Origin of the sequence: Caballeronia temeraria (assembly GCF_001544795.2) — a bacterium.
Lineage (GTDB): Bacteria > Pseudomonadota > Gammaproteobacteria > Burkholderiales > Burkholderiaceae > Caballeronia > Caballeronia temeraria.
The window spans coordinates 44,472-62,626 of the sequence record NZ_FCOI02000029.1; the positions used below are offsets into that span (position 1 = coordinate 44,472).

12 protein-coding genes and 1 other RNA gene are annotated in these 18,155 nt (G+C 64.9%); 7 read left to right on the forward strand and 6 right to left on the reverse strand.

Features of this window, described 5'->3' with window-relative positions; genetic code table 11:
* Positions 1-39: 39 nt before the first annotated feature.
* From AWB76_RS30055 to ffs, 6 genes are all read right to left on the reverse strand, one after another.
* Positions 40-1,245: a CaiB/BaiF CoA transferase family protein gene (locus tag AWB76_RS30055; protein ID WP_061163746.1), complete on the reverse strand. Its 1,206-nt coding sequence runs from the start codon at positions 1,243-1,245 to the stop codon at positions 40-42.
* A 28-nt stretch (positions 1,246-1,273) separates the two neighbouring features.
* Complete coding sequence (locus AWB76_RS30060) at positions 1,274-1,498, reverse strand: DUF1653 domain-containing protein (RefSeq protein WP_034473750.1); 225 nt, start codon at positions 1,496-1,498, stop codon at positions 1,274-1,276.
* Between the two features lie 13 nt (positions 1,499-1,511).
* Positions 1,512-2,108, reverse strand: a complete 597-nt coding sequence (recR, locus tag AWB76_RS30065; RefSeq protein ID WP_061163747.1) for a recombination mediator RecR — start codon at positions 2,106-2,108, stop codon at positions 1,512-1,514.
* Between the two features lie 50 nt (positions 2,109-2,158).
* Positions 2,159-2,485, reverse strand: a complete 327-nt coding sequence (locus AWB76_RS30070; RefSeq protein WP_008349334.1) for a YbaB/EbfC family nucleoid-associated protein — start codon at positions 2,483-2,485, stop codon at positions 2,159-2,161.
* A gap of 105 nt (positions 2,486-2,590) precedes the next feature.
* The gene (locus AWB76_RS30075) at positions 2,591-4,828 is read right to left on the reverse strand and encodes a DNA polymerase III subunit gamma/tau (protein WP_061163784.1); all 2,238 of its coding nucleotides are present in this window, start codon (positions 4,826-4,828) and stop codon (positions 2,591-2,593) included.
* 188 nt (positions 4,829-5,016) lie between these two features.
* Positions 5,017-5,115: signal recognition particle sRNA small type (gene ffs / locus AWB76_RS30080), an RNA gene on the reverse strand.
* Positions 5,116-5,444: 329 nt separating this feature from the next.
* On the opposite strand from ffs, the gene trxA reads away from it, so the two are divergent.
* The 7 genes from trxA to AWB76_RS30115 all read left to right on the forward strand — a co-directional run bounded on the left by trxA (position 5,445) and on the right by AWB76_RS30115 (position 18,155).
* Complete coding sequence (gene trxA, locus AWB76_RS30085; protein WP_008349330.1) at positions 5,445-5,771, forward strand: thioredoxin TrxA; 327 nt, start codon at positions 5,445-5,447, stop codon at positions 5,769-5,771.
* A 258-nt stretch (positions 5,772-6,029) separates the two neighbouring features.
* Positions 6,030-7,295 carry a transcription termination factor Rho gene (gene rho / locus AWB76_RS30090; protein ID WP_061163748.1) on the forward strand — a complete coding sequence of 422 codons (1,266 nt, stop codon included), beginning with the start codon at positions 6,030-6,032 and terminating at the stop codon, positions 7,293-7,295.
* Positions 7,296-7,408: 113 nt separating this feature from the next.
* The gene (locus AWB76_RS30095) at positions 7,409-8,236 is read left to right on the forward strand and encodes a M90 family metallopeptidase (protein WP_061163749.1); all 828 of its coding nucleotides are present in this window, start codon (positions 7,409-7,411) and stop codon (positions 8,234-8,236) included.
* 137 nt (positions 8,237-8,373) lie between these two features.
* On the forward strand, positions 8,374-8,628 hold the full coding sequence (locus AWB76_RS30100) for a type B 50S ribosomal protein L31 (RefSeq protein ID WP_061163750.1): 255 nt from the start codon (positions 8,374-8,376) through the stop codon (positions 8,626-8,628).
* A 256-nt stretch (positions 8,629-8,884) separates the two neighbouring features.
* Positions 8,885-10,648, forward strand: a complete 1,764-nt coding sequence (locus AWB76_RS30105; protein WP_061163751.1) for an ArnT family glycosyltransferase — start codon at positions 8,885-8,887, stop codon at positions 10,646-10,648.
* 40 nt (positions 10,649-10,688) lie between these two features.
* On the forward strand, positions 10,689-12,050 hold the full coding sequence (locus tag AWB76_RS30110) for an MATE family efflux transporter (protein ID WP_061163752.1): 1,362 nt from the start codon (positions 10,689-10,691) through the stop codon (positions 12,048-12,050).
* A 96-nt stretch (positions 12,051-12,146) separates the two neighbouring features.
* Positions 12,147-18,155 carry an alpha-2-macroglobulin family protein gene (locus AWB76_RS30115; RefSeq protein ID WP_061163753.1) on the forward strand — a complete coding sequence of 2,003 codons (6,009 nt, stop codon included), beginning with the start codon at positions 12,147-12,149 and terminating at the stop codon, positions 18,153-18,155.

Genomic DNA, 18,155 nt, shown 5'->3' on the forward strand with positions numbered 1-18,155 from the left:
TCCTGGTTTTATCGTTGTCAGCGCTGTCCGGCTCGAGGCTCAGATCACCTTGGCCGCGCGCAGCCGCGCAATATCGTCGGCATCATACCCGAGCGTTTGAAGTACTTCATCCGTATGTTCACCGAGTTGCGGCCCGAGCCAGCGCGTTTCGCCCGGCGTTTCCGAGAGCTTCGGCGTCACGTTCGGCAGCGTGATCTCGTGGCCGTCCTGCCACGGGAAACGTTGCAGCATCTGCCGCGCGATGTATTGCGGATCGGTGAACATGTCGGCCACGCTGTAGATGCGGCCCGCCGGGACGTCGGCGGCGTTGAGCACGGCGAGCGCTTCGTCGATGCTGCGCGTCGAGAGCCACGCGGCGATGGCGTCGTCGATTTCCTGCGTGCGCGGCACGCGTCCGTCGTTCGATGCGAGCGCGGGATCGTCGGCGAGATCCGCGCGATCGATCGCGTTCATGAGGCGCTTGAAGATGGGATCGCTGTTGCCGCCGATCACGATGCTGCCATCGCGGCACGGATACGTATTCGACGGCACGATGCCCGGCAGCGACGCGCCCGTGCGCTCGCGCACCATGCCGTACACGCCGTATTCCGGCACGACGCTTTCCATCATGTTGAAGACGGCTTCGTACAGCGCGACATCGACGACCTGCCCTTTGCCGCCGTTCACCTGCTTGTGGTGCAGCGCCATCAGCGCGCCGATCACACCGTGCAGCGCCGCGATGGAGTCGCCAATGGAAATGCCGATGCGCGGCGGCGGCAGATCCGGATAGCCGGTGATATGACGCAGCCCGCCCATCGATTCCGCGATCGCGCCGAAGCCCGGACGATCGCGATACGGACCGGTCTGCCCGTAACCGGAGAGCCGCACCATCACGAGACCGGGATTGTCGGCGGACAACACTTCATAGCCGAGCCCGAGCTTTTCGAGCAGACCCGGCCGGAAATTTTCGATGACGACATCGGCTTCCTTCGCAAGCCGCCGCACGATCTCCTTGCCCTCGTCGGCCTTGAGATTCACCGTCACGGATTTCTTGTTGCGCGCCTGCACGGCCCACCAGAGCGACGTGCCGCCCACTTCCGGATAGAGCTTGCGCCACTTGCGCAGCGGATCGCCGCCATTCGGATCTTCGATCTTGATGACGTCGGCGCCGAACTCGCCCATGAAACGCGCGGCGAACGGACCGGCGATGAGCGTGCCCAGTTCCAGTACCTTCACGCCCGCGAGTGGTCCCGTCGTTGCGCTCATGGTCGTGTCTCCTTTTTTTTGCGGGCCTTTACAACGGGATATCGAGCGGCTTGAAGCGCGGCGTGCCGTCGGCGAGCGTTTCGTTGAACATCGCGGCGGGGCGCACCCACAAGCCGCGCTCGTGCGGCCACAGGTGTTCGTAGACGATCATCGCTTCCTCGGTCTCCGAATGCCGCGCGACGCCGATCACGCGGTACAGCCCGCCCTTGTAATGACGATGCGTCGCTAGAGCGAGCGCTTCGGTCTCTGTCATCGATTCGATTCCTTTAAACGGAGCGGCGATCGAGCATCGCGCGCGCGATCGTGCCCGCATCGACATATTCGAGCTCGCCGCCGACAGGCACGCCGCGCGCGAGCCGCGTCACCTTCAGCCCTTTGCTCTTGAGCGTTTGCGCGAGATAGTGCGCGGTGGCTTCACCTTCGTTGGTGAAGTTGGTGGCGAGCACGACTTCCTGCACTTCGCCGTCGAGCGCGCGGTTGATGAGCCGCTCGAAGTGGATCTCCTTCGGCCCGATGCCGTCGAGCGGACTGAGCCGCCCCATCAGCACGAAATAGAGCCCGCGATACGTGAGCGTCTGTTCGAGCATGATCTGGTCGGCAGGCGTCTCGACGACGCACAGCAAAGCCGGATCGCGCTCTTCGTCGCTGCAGACTTCGCAGATGTCGCTTTCCGTGAAAGTGTTGCACTTCTCGCAGTGCTTCAGATGCTCGGTCGCGAACAGCAGCGAATTGCCGAGCTTTTCGGCGGCGGCGCGGTCGTGCTGCATCAGGTGATAAGCCATGCGCTGCGCGGACTTCGGTCCGACGCCGGGCAGCGCGCGCAGCGCTTCCACGAGCGCCGACAGGGCGGAAGGTTGTTTCATGTGTCCTTCATTCGACATCGAAACGCGCCGAACCGCTTCGGCGCGCGCGCTCAGAACGGCAGTTTGAAGCCCGGCGGCATCGGCATGCCGGCCGTCATGCCGCTCATTTTCTCTTGCGTGGTGGCTTCGGCCTTACGCACGGCGTCGTTGAACGCGGCGGCGACGAGGTCTTCCAGCATGTCCTTGTCGTCGGCGAGCAGGCTCGGATCGATCTGCACGCGGCGCACGTCGTTCTTGCAGGTCATCGTCACCTTCACGAGACCGGCGCCGGACTGGCCCTCGACCTCGATCTGCGCGAGCTGATCCTGCATCTTCTTCATGTTTTCCTGCATCTGCTGGGCTTGTTTCATCAGCCCGGCGAGTTGGTTCTTCATCATGGTTCGGCTCCTTCCTGGAAAACGTGTGGCAAAAGCACGCGCGATGCGCGCGCCCGATATTCAGTGCGGCGGCGCGACATAAACCCACGCGCCGCGCGCTTCAATTCACGACGGATTCGCGCCCGACGCGGAGATCGGCTTGATCGAACCCTGCACGATGCTCGCGCCGAAATCGCGGATCAGCGATTGCACGAACGGGTCCTGCTTGATCTCCTGCTCGGCTTCCTGCTGGCGACGCGCGCGCTCGGCGGCATCGAGCGCGGCGGCGGTGCGGCGCGCGGGCGCGACGTCGACGTTGACTTCGATCGCTCGGCCGAGCTTTTCAGCAAGCGCGGCCTTGAGCTTCGTGACGTGCATGGCGTCGGTGTACATCTGGACCGGAACCGCGAGCGTGACGGAATTCGCGTCGCAGGCGGTGAGTTCGCTGTTGAACGCGAGCTGATAGGCGACGCCCTTCAACGGCAGATCGACGGCGAGCACGGCCCATTCGACGGACACGCCAAGCGCATCGAGCGGCACGGCAGGCGGCAGCGGCGGCGTGTCGATCACGGGCGCGGGCTTCGCGGCCGGCTCCGCGCCGAAGCGCATGTCGTCCGGACCGCTGTCGAAGGCGGGTACGAAGCCGTCGTCGGGCGGCATGAAATATTCGGCTTCCGATCCCGCTGGCGGATAGTCGTCGGGCGGCATGTCTTCCCACGGCGGCACGACGTTCGACTTGCCCGCGTTGCTCGCCGCGGGCTTCGGTTCGGGCGCGGCCGGCGGTGCGCGGCGAGGCGTCGGCACCTGAACTTGCGCAGCCGGTTTCGCGACGGGTTTGGTCGCGCCGGGAGCCGACGTCGGCGCGGCGGATGCAACGCGCGCGCCGCGATCGGACGACAGACGCATGCCCGCGCTGCGCAGCACTTCGAGCGCGGCGCTCGCGCCGCCTGCCGCGCGCGAGTTCGCGGCTTCATCCGCGACACGCGAAGCAGCAGGCGCTGCTTCATCGACGGCCTGTCGCGCGGCGCTCGGCATCGGCGCCGGTTTGGCGGGCACCGGCTCGCTCGTTTCGACGGGCGCGGAAGGCTTCACGCTTTCGACGACGCTTTCGACCGGCTGCGTTTCCTTCGCCTTGACGATGACCGCTTCCACGGCAGGCGCCGGCGCTTTTGCCACCGGCGCGGGCGCGACGGCACGCTCGGCCATCGCACCGGCAAGCGCTGCGCTGCGCGCGGGCTTCGCGCCCGAAGGCGTGCTCACGATGCCGCCTCCCGGTCCACCCGCCGGCTCGAACGCGAGCATGCGCAAGAGGGTCATCGTGAAGCCGGCGTATTCGTCGGGCGCGAGACCGAGCTCGCTGCGCCCGACCGTGGCGATCTGATAGAAAAGCTGGACCTGCTCGGCGGACAACATGTCCGCGAAGCGGCGGATGTCCGCCGCCTCGGGCCATTCATCCAGCACCGACGTCGGCGCGAACTGCGCCCAGCCGATCCGATGCAAAAGACTCGCGAGATCCTGCAGCGCCGTCGAGAAAGACAGACTGCGCAGCGCCATTTCGTCGGCGATCGCGAGCACGCCCGCGCCGTCGCCGCTAGCGAGCGCATCGATGAGGCGGATCAGATAGCTTTGATCGAGTGCGCCGAGCATGCCGCGCACGGCTTCCTCGGTGACCTGATTCGCCGAATACGCGATGGCCTGGTCGGTCAGCGACAGCGCGTCGCGCATGGAGCCGTCCGCCGCGCGCGACAAAAGACGCAGCGCCTGCGATTCGAACGAAATGTTCTCTTGCTGAAGAATGGTCTCCAAATGCGACACGATGTGCCCCGCCGGCATCTGCTTCAGATTGAACTGAAGGCAGCGCGAGAGCACGGTGACCGGAATTTTCTGCGGATCGGTGGTCGCGAGGATGAACTTCACGTGCGGCGGCGGCTCTTCCAGCGTCTTCAGCATCGCGTTGAAGGCGTGGTTCGTGAGCATGTGCACTTCGTCGATCATGTAGACCTTGAAGCGCGCATCGACGGGCGCGTACACGGCTCGTTCGAGCAGCGCCGCCATTTCGTCGACGCCGCGATTGCTCGCCGCATCCATTTCGACGTAATCGACGAAACGACCTTCGTCGATTTCCCGGCACGCGCGGCACACGCCGCACGGCTTCGACGTCACGCCGGTTTCACAATTGAGCGCCTTCGCGAAGATGCGCGAGAGCGTCGTCTTGCCGACGCCGCGCGTGCCCGTGAAGAGATACGCGTGATGCAGACGGCCGCCATCCAGCGCGTGCGTGAGCGCCCGGACGACGTGCTCCTGGCCGACGAGCGACTCGAATGATTTCGGCCGCCATTTGCGTGCGAGAACTTGATAGGTCATGCGCGAAATTGTATCAGCAACGACCTGGCGCAAACGCCGCAGCAAAAGGCGGCAGGCGGAACTGAAGACGACGCTTTCGGCCAATGCGCACGCGCGAAAACATCGCACACGGACGGTGCGCTTAGCGCGAACAATCTTGGGGAAAACGCGAGAGGGAAAACGAAAGAGGAAAAGCGAAGAAAGCGGAAGGTGACGAGCCCGACCCTCGGCACTGGTGGAAAACGGCTGTGGCTGCTTCGTTCCCGACCTGACCAGGTTGACCGCGCCACCATGCGAGGAGGCCCGTCACGTTGAAGTGTACCACGGGGTGCGGCTCGCCCGGAAGGCATCGGAGAAATGCGCGCAATTGCGACGCTCTCTTGCGCTTTGCGTTTTCGGCCTCAGATGCGGCCTATCAGGACCCGGCAACGGATAGCAAATTAGGCTAAGATGACATTTGAATCACCCGGAAGTGGTGCATCTCGCCCTTCCGCGGATCATTCGCCGCCGTTCGCGAGTCATTCTGGCGCACGGCGCGCGGGCCGAACCTGCCCGTTGGCGACGAAAATTTTCTCAGTTTTGTGTATCGTGGCGAGCAATCAAACGCGGGCCTCGAATCAATAGAGGTATTCAGACAATGAGCGAATCAATCAAGCACATCAGCGACGCTTCTTTCGAACAGGATGTCGTCAAGTCGGATAAACCTGTCCTGCTCGATTTCTGGGCCGAGTGGTGTGGTCCGTGCAAGATGATTGCCCCGATCCTCGACGAAGTCGCGAAGGATTATGGCGATCGCCTTCAGATCGCGAAGATCAACGTGGACGAACATCAGTCGACGCCGGTGAAGTTCGGCGTGCGCGGCATTCCCACGCTGATCCTTTTCAAGAACGGCGCAGTCGCCGCTCAGAAGGTCGGCGCTTTGTCCAAGTCGCAACTCACCGCGTTCCTCGACAGCAACCTGTAACGGCATCACCGGCAGGCGGCGGCATCGCCCGGCGCCTGCCTTGCGCATCATGACGCGCTAAAAGCGCGATCCGATGCAGCCGATGTTGTCACGCGACAACATCGGCTGAAAAGCCCCGCCCAAAGCCCACCCGAGGCTCGTGTGGCGTGTGCTATGCTAGAATCACAAGAGTTCAAGAAGTATTAAGTCTCGAGCGGTTCCGCTCACCTCTTCTCCCAAATCTTTCTGTCGCACCTCTCTCCCTGGCGGGAAATCCGTATGCATTTATCCGAGCTCAAGTCTCAGCACGTCTCCGCACTGATCGAGATGGCCAACGGCCTCGAAATCGAAAATGCGAACCGCCTGCGCAAGCAGGAACTCATGTTCGCGATTCTTAAAAAGCGCGCCAAGGGCGGCGACACGATTTTCGGCGACGGCACGCTCGAAGTGCTGCCCGACGGCTTCGGCTTCCTGCGCTCGCCCGAGACTTCGTATCTCGCGAGCACGGACGACATTTACATCAGCCCGTCGCAAATCCGCCGCTTCAATCTGCACACCGGCGACACGATCGAAGGCGAAGTGCGCACGCCGAAAGACGGCGAGCGTTATTTCGCGCTCGTGAAGGTGGATAAAGTCAACGGGCAGCCGCCCGAGGCCTCGAAACACAAGATCATGTTCGAGAACCTCACGCCGCTGCATCCGAACAAGCCGCTGCCGCTCGAGCGCGAAATGCGCGGCGAGGAAAACGTGACGGGCCGGATCATCGACATGATCGCGCCGATCGGCAAGGGCCAGCGCGGCCTGCTCGTCGCGTCGCCGAAGTCGGGCAAGACCGTGATGCTGCAGCACATCGCGCATGCGGTGAAGGCGAATCATCCGGACGTCATCCTCTTCGTGCTGCTCATCGACGAGCGCCCGGAAGAAGTGACGGAAATGCAGCGCTCGGTGCGCGGCGAAGTGATCGCATCGACCTTCGACGAACCCGCCGCGCGTCACGTGCAAGTGGCCGAAATGGTCATCGAAAAGGCGAAGCGTCTCGTCGAAATGAAGCACGACGTCGTGATTCTGCTCGACTCGATCACGCGTCTCGCGCGCGCCTACAACACGGTCGTGCCGGCCTCGGGCAAGGTGCTGACGGGCGGTGTCGACGCCAACGCGCTGCAGCGTCCGAAGCGCTTCTTTGGCGCGGCGCGCAACATCGAGGAAGGCGGTTCGCTCACGATCATCGGCACGGCGCTCATCGAAACGGGCAGCCGCATGGACGACGTGATCTACGAAGAGTTCAAGGGCACCGGCAACATGGAAGTGCACCTCGAGCGCCGTCTCGCGGAAAAGCGCGTCTATCCGTCGATCAACCTGAACAAGTCGGGCACGCGCCGCGAAGAGCTGCTCATCAAGCCGGACCTGCTGCAAAAGGTCTGGGTGTTGCGCAAGTTCATCCACGACATGGACGAAGTCGAAGCCATGGAATTCCTGCTCGACAAGATCCGTCAGACGAAGAACAACGCCGAATTCTTCGACATGATGCGTCGCGGCGGAGGCTGATCCCGCTTCGCTGCTTCAGACAGAAAACCGCCTGCTTAGTCAGGCGGTTTTTTTATGCTTCGCGCGCGCCGCGCTCCGTACAATCCGGATCATCGAAGCAAAAAGAACGAGCTATGGCCAACCTCTTTTCCCGCTGGTTCGGCGCGCAACGCCGCGAACGCACGCTGCGCAAATACGCGATCGACGACGCGCTCTGGCAGCGCACGCTCGACACGTACCCGTGCTTCGGCCATCTGGACGCGAACGACCTCGCGCGTTTGCGCGAAACCGCGAGTCTTTTCATCGCGCAGAAGGAATTCTCGACGGCGCACGATCTCGAGCTGACCGATCAGATGATCGTCTCGATCGCCGCGCAAGCCTGCTTGCCCGTGCTCAATCTCGACCTCGATCTGTATCGCGGATGGGTCGGCGTGATCGTCTATCCGGGCGAGTTCATCATCCGGAAGACGGTCGAAGACCAGGACGGCGTCGTGCACGAAATTGAGCACGATGCGAGCGGCGAAGCGTGGGAAGGCGGTCCGGTCGTCCTTTCGTGGGAAGACGCGCAGATGGCGGATGGCTCCGACGCCTACAACGTCGTGATCCACGAGTTCGCGCACAAGATCGACATGGTCACGGGCGAGGCCGACGGTCATCCGCCGCTCTATCGGCGCTGGCACGCGCCGCTGGATTCGACCGCGTGGTCGGACATCTTCGACAACGCCTACGACCAGTTCTGCGCGCGCGTCGACGCCGTGCCGGAGCGGCGCTGGAGCCGCTTCGAGCGCGAATCGCTGATCGACCCGTACGCGGCGGATCATCCGTCGGAATTCTTCGCGGTGTGCAGCGAGGCGCTTTTCGTGACGCCGCTGGCGTTCGAAACCGAGTATCCCGAGCTCTACCGGCTGCTCGCGCGCTATTACCGGCAGGACCCGGCGGGCATCGGCGCACTCGTCGCGTGAGTTGCGCCGCAACCGCCGAAAAAGATGTCAACCGACTGATTTTCTGGCATAATCGCCGTTTTTCGACCCTAGGCAAGTGACTCGCGCGGCACAGACAAGTGCAACGGGTTGGCTACCGCCAGATATCAGGAAAGACCATGAAACAAGGCATTCATCCGGATTACCGCGAAGTTCTGTTCATCGACATGTCGAACGACTTCAAGTTCGTGACCCGCTCGACCATCCAGACGCGCGAAACCGCCGAATTCAACGGCAAGACCTACCCGCTCGCGAAGATCGAAGTGTCGTCGGAATCGCATCCGTTCTACACGGGTCAGCAAAAGATCATGGACACGGCGGGCCGCGTCGAGAAGTTCAACAACAAGTTCGCACGCTTCTCCACCAAGAAGTAAGTCGGGCTTCGGCTTCAAGCAAAAAGGGCAGCTTTGGCTGCCCTTTTTTGTCGCTGACGAATCGTGTCACTGTTTCGCCGCCGCCGTCGACAGGCGGCCCCGCCTTTGCTGCATTCGGTAAGCATTGTTGCGCCCGGTTACGGCGAGCATCGATGAACCGCCCTTAACGCCACCGCGCGACTACAATGCCGGTTGCCTTGGCCCCGCGCTCGCGCCGCGCGAGATCCGCGGACCGTCCTCCAACAAGCCTTCTCGCATGCGATCTGTCGTTCGTCTGACCGCCTCCGCCACCAGCGCCCTGCCGCGCTGGCTGCTGCTCGCCATCTGTATCACCTATGCGTCGTTCGGCCTGTTCGGCCGCGATCCGTGGAAGAACGAGGATGCGGCGGGCTTCGGCGTCATGTGGACGATGGCCAACGGCGACGCGCGCGACTGGCTCCTGCCGAACCTCGTCGGCAAGGCGCCAACCGCCGATGGCCCGCTGATGTACTGGCTCGGCGCATCGGCCATTCGTCTGCTGAGCCCGTGGGTCGACGCGAGCAACGCGTCGCGCGTGGTCACGGGCCTGCTCTTCTGTCTCGCCTGCGCGTTCGTCTGGTATTCGGCCTATCTGCTCGGCCGGCGCGACGAGGCCCAGCCGTTCAAATACGCTTTCGGCGGTGAGCCGGAGCCGCGCGACTACGGCCGCACGCTCGCCGACGGCGCCCTGCTGATCCTGCTCGCGTGCTTCGGCCTCGCCGAGCGCGGCCACGAAACCACGCCGCAGCTCGCGCAGTTCGCCGGCACCGCGATGCTCCTCTACGCTCTCGTGCGCAGCCTCGACAAGCCGATCCACGGCGGCCTGGTCTGGGGCCTGGCGATTGGCGTCGTCGGGCTGTCGAGCTCGCCCGTGCTCGTGTTCGCGCTCCTGCTCTGCACGCTCGCGATGACCATCATCGTGAAACAGGTCCGTGCCGCGCCGCTCATCATCTACGGCCTGCCGGTCGCGATCGTGCTGATCGGCGCGTGGGTGCTCCCCGCGCTCCATTACTTCCCCGACGATGGCGAATGGTGGCTGCGTCAATGGTGGCGCAACAGCTTTTCGTTCTTCTCCGGCACGCCGGGAGCGATCTTCGGCTACGCGATCAAGAATCTGCCGCTCTTCACCTGGCCCGCGTGGCCGCTCGCGATCTGGGCGTTCGTCAGCTGGGGCGGGCTGCGCCGCTCGCCGCACGTCGGTGTGCCGCTGTCGATCATCGGGCCGTTGCTCGTGCTGGTCGTGCTGCAGGCGCACGAAACCAACCGGCTCTTCATGCTGCTTCTGCCGCCGCTTTCGGTGCTCGCGACCTTCGCGCTGCCCACGCTCAAGCGCGGCGCGATCAACGCGATCGACTGGTTCGCGATGCTGAGCTTCACGATCATCGGCTCGCTTGTCTGGCTCGTGTGGAGCGCCGGCATGTTCGGCTTTCCCGCGCCGATGGCCCGCAATCTCGCGCGTCTCGCGCCGGGCTTTCATCCCGAGTTCAAGCTGATTTCCTTCGTGTGCGCGGTGGCCGTGACGGTCTGCTGGTTCCTGCTCGCGCGCTGGCGGCTCGCGCGGCATCCGAAGGTGTTGTGGCGCAGCGTCGTGCTGTCGAGCGCGGGCACGACGCTCATGTGGGTGCTGCTCATGACGCTGTGGCTGCCGGTCGTGAACTACAGCCGGACGTATCGCGACGTGGCCGAGCAGATCGCCGATCATCTGCCGCCGGACTACACCTGCATCTCGCCCGTGCGGCTGGGCGACGCGCAGATCGCCACCTTCGCCTATTTCGGCGGCATGCATTTCGCGTTCGACGAAGACTGCGACGTGATCCTGCGCCAGGATCCGTCGGATTACGGCGAGCCGTCGTCGATGTCGGCGTTCCAGTGGAAGCTCGTGTGGGAAGGCCGGCGCGTCGCCGACCGCGACGAGCGTTTCCGTCTCTACGTGCGCATCGAGCGTCCCACGCCGCCGGCGAAGAAACCGCTGCGTCCGAAGAGCCTGCGCCGGGCGCAGTAACGCGATGCGCGCGCTACCCGCTTCCCGCAGCACGACCGGCATGCTGAACGACGTGCGCAAGATCGCCGCGCTCGCGTGGCCGGTGCTGATCGGCCAGCTTGCGGTGATCGCGTTCGGCGTCATCGACACCGCGATGGTCGGCCGCTTCTCCGCGACCGATCTCGCCGCGCTCGGTCTCGGCGGCTCCATCTATATTTCGGTGTATATCGGCCTGACGGGGATTCTCGTCGCGTTGCAGCCGATCGCCGGTCAGCTTTTCGGCGCGGGCCGCGAAAGCGAAATCGGCGAGGAGACGCGTCAGGCGTTCTGGCTCGCCGCCGTGCTCGCCGTGATCGGCTTCGTGCTGCTCTTTCATCCCGAGCCGCTGCTGTCGCTCGCGAAGACGCCGCCCGCGCTGCACGACCGCACCGTCGACTATCTGCGCATTCTCTCGTTCGGCCTGCCCGCGAGCCTCGCGTTTCGCGTCTACAGTTCGCTCACGAACGCGGTCGGCAAGCCGCGCCTCGTGATGTTCCTGCAGGTCGGCGGCCTGCTGCTCAAGTTTCCGCTCAACACGTGGTTCATCTTCGGCGGCTTCGGCGTGCCCGCGCTCGGCGGCCCGGGCTGCGCGCTCGCGAGCACGCTCATCAACTGGGTGCTCGCGAGCGTCGGCATGACCGTGCTGTTCAGGTTCGAGTTCTTTCGCCCGTTCGGCATCTTCTCGCACTTCTGCTGGCCGGTCTGGCGGCGCCAGTTGGCGCTTCTGCGTCTCGGCATTCCGATGGGCCTCTCCTATCTCATCGAGGTCACGTCGTACACGTTCATGGCGCTCTTCATCTCGCGCTTCGGCACGACGACGCTCGCCGGCCATCAGATCGCGGGCAATCTCGGCGCGGTGCTGTACATGACGCCGCTTTCGATCGGCATCGCATCGTCGACGCTGGTGTCGCAGGCGCTCGGCGCGCAACGCTACGACGACGCCCGCTCGATTTCGCGTCACGGCATCGGCATGGCGTGCGTGCTCGCGCTCGTGTACGGCGTGATCCTGATCGCGGCGCGCCCGCACATCATCGGCGCCTATACGCCCGATGCGAACGTCATCGCCGCCGCGATGCCGCTCGTGCTCATCATCTTCTTCTATCACTTCTGCGACGCCCTCCAGATCACCACCGCGTTCATCCTGCGCGCGTACAAGGTGACGCTCGTGCCGACCGTGATCTACGCGATCGCGCTGTGGGGCATCGGCCTGGGCGGCGGCTATCTGCTCGGCTTCGATGTGGGCGGCGGCGTGCCCGAATGGCTGCAAGGCGCGCGCGGCTTCTGGATCGCGAATTCAGCGAGTCTGGGCGTGGCGGGCGTCGGCCTGTTCCTCTACTGGCGGCGCGTGAGCGCGCGGCATCGGCCGAACGTCGACGCGGACTGATCAATCGTACAAAAGCGTCGATGGTTCGCGATTGCCGGAAAGATTGACGTAAGGCTCCAGTAGAATTTCGCATCGAGGAAAACTCGGAGCGAGTGGATGAGCCGCATTACAACGTCAAAAAAATGGATTCTGGCCGCAACCACGCTGATCGCCGCATTCGGATTCGGCATCGCGCATCATCAGGCCGATGCTGCCCGCATCGCGAGCGTGTCGCCGCAAGGCAAGGTCGCCCAGGTGCGGCAGGTCGTCGCAAAGTTCGATGAACCGATGATCGCATTCGGCGATGCAGCCGCCGCCGCGCCCGGCAAGGTCGTCTGCAGCGGCGCGCAGGCATCGGCGACTGCCGGCTCGGGACGCTGGATCGACGCCAAAACGTGGGCTTTCGACTTCGAACACGATCTGCCGCCCGGCGTGCGCTGCGCGCTCGATCTCACTGACAGCCTCACATCCACGGCCGGCAACGCGCTGTCCGGCCCGCGCCATTTCGCGTTCCAGACGGGCGGACCGTTCGTCACGCGCATCATGCCGAGCTATGGCGATATCGAAGAGAATCAGGCCTTCGTGCTGCGCCTAAATGGCCCGGCGACCCAGGCCTCCGTGCTTCAGAACGTCTGGTGCGAATCGAACGCGCTGGGCAACCGCATCCCGGTTCGCGCCGTCGACGACGCCACTCGCGCCGCCCTGCTCAAACATTTCCGATTGGAAAAGGAAAGCGATCGCGTGCTGACGCTCGCGTGCCAGCAGACTTTGCCGTCCGCGACGAAAATGCAGCTCGTGTACGGCACGGGCGTGACGGGGCGTAGCGGCATCGCGAACGATGTCGAGAAGCGCTTCGACTTCAACGTGCGCGAGCCTTTCACGGCGAGCTTCTCGTGCGAACGCGAAAACGCGAAGGCGCCCTGCACGCCGCTGCGTCCGCTGCGGCTGAACTTCAGCGCGCCGATCAGCCGTGCCGATGCCCAGAAGTTCGCGCTGCGCGGCCCGAAAGGCAACGCGTCGCCCCATTTCGACGAAAGCGACAAGGATGCCGAAGTAAGCGCCGTCGAGTTCGCCGCGCCGCTGCCCGAGCGCGCCGATCTCACCATCGAGGCGCCCGCGCATCTGAAGGACGTGAGCGGCCGCACGCTCGCCAACGCCGATCTCTTCCCGCTCAAGACCGCAACCGCCCCAATGCCGCCGCTCGCGAAATTCTCGTCGGGGACGTTCGGCATCATCGAGCGATTCGCGGAACCCGGCATGCCCGCGATGCTGCCCGTGACGCTGCGTCACGTCGAAGCGGACCTGCATGTGCAAGGGCTCGATTCGGGCACATCGCAGATCACGAAGCTCAAACTCGACGCCGACGCCGACATCCGCACATGGATGCGCGCCGTCGACATGTTCGACGGCATCTCGATGTCGCGCTCGACGATCGAAGCGCGCATGCCCGCGATGCTCGACAACGGCATCGCGCCGGTCGTCATCCCGAACAGCGATGGCTCGGCATCGAACGATCCGCAAATCGATATCCGCTCGCTGTCGATGCTCGCCAAGCAACGCGGCGTCGAAACGCTCACGCTGCCCGCCGCCGATCCCAAAGCGCTGCGCCCGTTCGAAGTTGTCGGCATTCCGCTGACGAAGCCGGGCTTCTACGTCGTCGAACTGGCCTCGCCCGCGCTCGGCGCGTCGCTGCTCGGCAAGCATCAGGCGATGTACGTGCGCACGTCGGTGCTCGTCACCAATCTGGGCGTGCATTTCAAGCAGGGACGCGAAAACAGCCTCGTGTGGGTCACGACGCTCGACAAGGGCAAGCCCGTCGCGAACGCGGACGTGCGCATCACCGACTGCAACGGCGACGAAATCGCCACCGCGAAAACGGATGCGCAAGGCATCGCGAAAATCGGCAAGCCGCTCGCGGCCGCGCGCGCATGCAACGAGCACAGTCTCGCGTATGGCGGATTCTTCGTGTCGGCGCGTGTGAACGATCCCGTCACCGGGACGGATATGGCGTTCGTGACGTCGGACTGGAATCGCGGCATCGAATCGTGGCGCTTCAACGTGCCGACCGACATGAGCGCCGCGCGCACGACGCGCGCCCACACCGTGTTCGACCGCACGCTCTTGCGCGCGGGCGAAACCGTATCGATGAAGCATCTGCTGCGCGTGGAAACGCTCGACGGCTTCGCGTTCCCGGCGAGCTATCCGGGCCGCGTGACGATCCGGCACGTCGGCAGCGGACAGACATGGCATCTGCCGCTTCAATGGGCGGCGGATCATAGCGCCGATTCCAGCTTCACCGTGCCCGTCGCCGCGAAGCTCGGCGAGTACAGCGTGACGCTCGACAACGGCGCGGCTTCGTCGAACGACGATGACGACAACGACAACACAGTGACTCAGTCGTACGAGTCGGGCAGTTTCCGCGTCGAGGAATTCCGTCTTCCGGTGTTCAAAGGCTCGGTCACGGCGGGCGACGCCAAATCTCCGGGGCTCGTCGCGGCGGAAGACACGCCGGTCGCGGTGCGTCTCGACTATGTGCAAGGCGGACCGGCATCGAATCTGCCGGTCCAGGTCTCCGCGCTCGTGCGCGATGTGTCGCCGCCCTTCGCTTCGCAATACGAAGCGTTCAGCTTCGCGCCGTATCGAAAGCCCGCGAACGATGGCGCGAGCGCGCCCGCCGAAGACGAGGACAGCGAACAGCAGGCCGACACGACGACGAAGCTCATTGCCGACAAATTGCGCGTCACGCTCGATCGCGACGGCGCCGGCAAGGTCACGATCAAGCCGCTGCCGGCGGTGGAATCGCCGAAGCGTCTCGCCCTCGAAGCGAGCTTCGCCGATCCGAACGGCGAAACGCAGACCATCAGCGGCGGCACGATCTTGTGGCCCGCCGCGGTCGCGGTCGGCGTGAAGGCGGGACATTGGGTATCGGTCGGCGGCGCGCTGCCGGTGCAGGCGATCGCGCTCGATCTGCAGGGCAAGCCGCACGCGGGCGTATCGGTGGAGATCAAGGCCGTCGCGCGCGTGATGTCGAGTTCGCGCAAACGCATGGTCGGCGGTTTCTATGCGTACGACAACCACACCGAGATCAAGGATCTCGGCACGCTGTGCAGCGGCAAGAGCGACGATCACGGCATCGTTTCCTGCGATGCAAAGCTGAAAGAAGCGGGCAACGTCGATCTCATCGCGATCGCCAAAGACGGCGACGGCCGCGCCGCCAACGCGAGCACGTCCGTCTGGGTCACGCGCGCGGACGAACTATGGTTCGGCGGCGAGAACACCGACCGCATCGACGTGCTGCCCGAAAAAACCAGCTACGAGCCCGGCGAAACCGCACGCTTCCAGGTGCGCATGCCGTTCCGTTCCGCGACGGCGCTCGTCGCGGTCGAGCGCGAAGGCATCGTTGAGACGCGCGTCGTCGAACTGAACGGCAAGGATCCGACCGTCGAGCTGAAGGTCGAGCCATCGTGGGGGCCGAACGTCTACGTGTCGGTGCTCGCATTGCGCGGGCGCATCCGCGAAGTGCCGTGGTATTCGTTCTTCACGTGGGGATGGAAGGCGCCGGTCGAATGGGCGCGCGCGTTCTGGTACGAAGGCCGTCAGTATCAGGCGCCGACGCCGCTCGTCGATCTGAGCAAGCCTGCGTTCCGTTACGGGCTCGCGTCGATCAAGGTCGGCACGGCCGCGCACAAGCTCGCGGTCAGCGTGAACCCGGATGCGAAGTCGTACACCGTGCGCAGCAAGGCGCACGTGAAGGTGAAGGTCACGCTGCCCGATGGCAAACCCGCGCCGGCGGGCACGCAGATCGCGGTCGCGGCCGTCGATGAAGCGCTCCTCGAACTGATGCCGAATCAGAGCTGGGACGTGCTCGACGCGATGCTGCAGCAGCGCGCATACGGCGTCGAGACGGCGACCGCGCAGATGGAAATCATCGGGCGGCGTCACTTCGGGCGCAAGGCGGTGCCCGCGGGCGGCGGCGGCGGCCACAGCGCGACGCGCGAACTTTTCGATACGCTGCTGTTGTGGAATCCGCGCGTCACGCTCGATGCGAAGGGCGAAGCCAGCGTCGACGTTCCGCTCAACGACGCGCTCACGCGATTCCGGATCGTCGCGGTCGCGGCGGTCGGCGCGGGGCAGTTCGGCACCGGAAGCGCATCGATTCAAAGCACGCAGGACCTGCAACTGATTTCGGGATTGCCGCCGCTCGTGCGCGTCGGCGATACGTTCCGCGCGCAGTTCACGCTGCGCAACACGACCGCGCGGACGATGCGCGTCGTCGTCACGCCGCGCGCCGGCACGCTCTCGCTCGATGCGCGCACGGTCGAGCTTGCGCCGGAATCGTCGCAGGAAGTGGCGTGGGATGTGACGACGCCCGATGCGCCCGGCATCGACTCGTCCGCGACGCTCGAATGGAACGTGACCGCTTCCGAGCAAGCCGGATCGGCAGGCGCCAAGCCCGCGAGCGATGCCGTCAAGCTGACGCAGAGAGTCGTCCCGGCGATTCCGGTGAACGTGCAGCAGGCGACCATCGCGCAAGTCGACGGCACGCTCACGCTGCCCGTCGCGCCGCCCGCCGATGCGAGCAAGTCGAGCGATGGCGCCGTGCGCGGCGGCATCGCCGTATCGTTGCAGCCGAAACTCGCGGACGGACTGCCGGGCGTGCGGCGCTGGTTCGAGCGCTATCCGTACAACTGTCTCGAACAGCAGACTTCGCGCGCGCTCGGCCTGATGGACGCGGCGCAATGGCAAGGCGTGCTCGCGAAGATGCCGACGTACCTCGACCGCGACGGCCTCGCCAACTACTTCCCGCCCGCCGACGACGCGCGCCCGACCGGCAGCCCCGCCCTCACGGCGTATCTGCTCGCCGTCAGCGACGAATCCGCGAAGCAGGACCGCCGTTTCGCCCTGCCCGACGATCTGCGCAATCGCATGGCGGCGGGTCTCGCGAATTTCGTCTACGGCAAGATCGAACGCAAGTTCTGGACGCCGCGCATCGATCTCGACTTCGAGAAGCTCGCCGCGATCGAGGCGTTGTCGCGCTACGGTCTTGCCGAGCCGCGCATGCTCGGGTCGATCACGGTCGCGCCGGATCAGTGGCCGACATCGGCGGTGCTCGATTACTACGCGATCCTGTCGCGCGTCGACGAGATTCCGAATCGCGACGAGAAACGCGCGCAGGCGGAGCAAGTCATCCGCGCGCGGCTGATGTATCAGGGCACGCGCCTCACGTTCTCGACCGAACGCGAGGACAACCTGTGGTGGCTCATGACCGGCCTGGAGACGAACGCCGCGCGCACCGCGCTCATCTTCGCCGATGCGCCCGGCTGGAAAGACGAGATGCCGCGCGTCGTCGCCGGCCTGCTCGCGTTGCAGAAGAACGGCGCGTGGCAGACGACGACGGCCAATCTCTGGGGCGCGCTCGCCATCGGCAGATTCTCGCGGCTCTTCGAAAGCACGCCGGTCGCGGGTCACACGTCGATTCAACTCGGCACTTCGACGCAAAGCGTGAACTGGAGCGATGCGCCCGCGCCCGCGCCTGCATCGGCCACGCCGGCAGCGAAGACCGCGAACGTGCGCAGCGTGATGCTGCCGTGGAGCAGCGGTTCGCTCACGCTGACGCAGGACGGCGCCGGCAAACCGTGGGCGACGATCGAAAGCCTCGCGGCCGTTGCGTTGCAGGCGCCGATCGCGGCGGGCTACCGGATCGTGAAGACCGTCACGCCGGTCGATCCGGCGGTAAAAGGCGTGCTCTCGCGCGGCGATCTCGTGCGCGTGCATCTCGATATCGACGCGCAAGGCGACATGACCTGGGTCGTCGTCAACGATCCGATTCCGGCGGGCGCGACGATACTCGGCTCCGGCCTCGGCCGCGACTCGGAAGCGGCGACGCAGGGCGAAAAGCGGGATCGCAACGTGTGGCCGGCGTTCATCGAGCGGGGTTTCGACGGCTATCGCGCGTATTACGACTATCTGCCGAAGGGCAAGCTGAGCGTCGAATACACGATGCGCCTGAACAATCCGGGCACGTTCGGCCTGCCGCCGACGCGCGTCGAAGCGCTTTACGCGCCACCGACGTTCGGCGCACTGCCGAATGCGCCAGTGGTTGTCAAACCGCAGCCCGCGAAGTGA

Bases quoted from the DNA above. Each gene is read 5' to 3' on its own strand.
- AWB76_RS30115 (WP_061163753.1), top strand. From the start codon at position 12,147: ATGAGCCGCATTACAACGTCAAAAAAATGGATTCTGGCCGCAACCACG.
- AWB76_RS30100 (WP_061163750.1), top strand. From the start codon at position 8,374: ATGAAACAAGGCATTCATCCGGATTACCGCGAAGTTCTGTTCATCGAC.
- AWB76_RS30095 (WP_061163749.1), top strand. From the start codon at position 7,409: ATGGCCAACCTCTTTTCCCGCTGGTTCGGCGCGCAACGCCGCGAACGC.
- AWB76_RS30105 (WP_061163751.1), top strand. From the start codon at position 8,885: ATGCGATCTGTCGTTCGTCTGACCGCCTCCGCCACCAGCGCCCTGCCG.
- recR (WP_061163747.1), bottom strand. From the start codon at position 2,108: ATGAAACAACCTTCCGCCCTGTCGGCGCTCGTGGAAGCGCTGCGCGCG.
- AWB76_RS30075 (WP_061163784.1), bottom strand. From the start codon at position 4,828: ATGACCTATCAAGTTCTCGCACGCAAATGGCGGCCGAAATCATTCGAG.
- AWB76_RS30060 (WP_034473750.1), bottom strand. From the start codon at position 1,498: ATGACAGAGACCGAAGCGCTCGCTCTAGCGACGCATCGTCATTACAAG.
- AWB76_RS30110 (WP_061163752.1), top strand. From the start codon at position 10,689: ATGCTGAACGACGTGCGCAAGATCGCCGCGCTCGCGTGGCCGGTGCTG.
- AWB76_RS30070 (WP_008349334.1), bottom strand. From the start codon at position 2,485: ATGATGAAGAACCAACTCGCCGGGCTGATGAAACAAGCCCAGCAGATG.
- rho (WP_061163748.1), top strand. From the start codon at position 6,030: ATGCATTTATCCGAGCTCAAGTCTCAGCACGTCTCCGCACTGATCGAG.
- AWB76_RS30055 (WP_061163746.1), bottom strand. From the start codon at position 1,245: ATGAGCGCAACGACGGGACCACTCGCGGGCGTGAAGGTACTGGAACTG.
- trxA (WP_008349330.1), top strand. From the start codon at position 5,445: ATGAGCGAATCAATCAAGCACATCAGCGACGCTTCTTTCGAACAGGAT.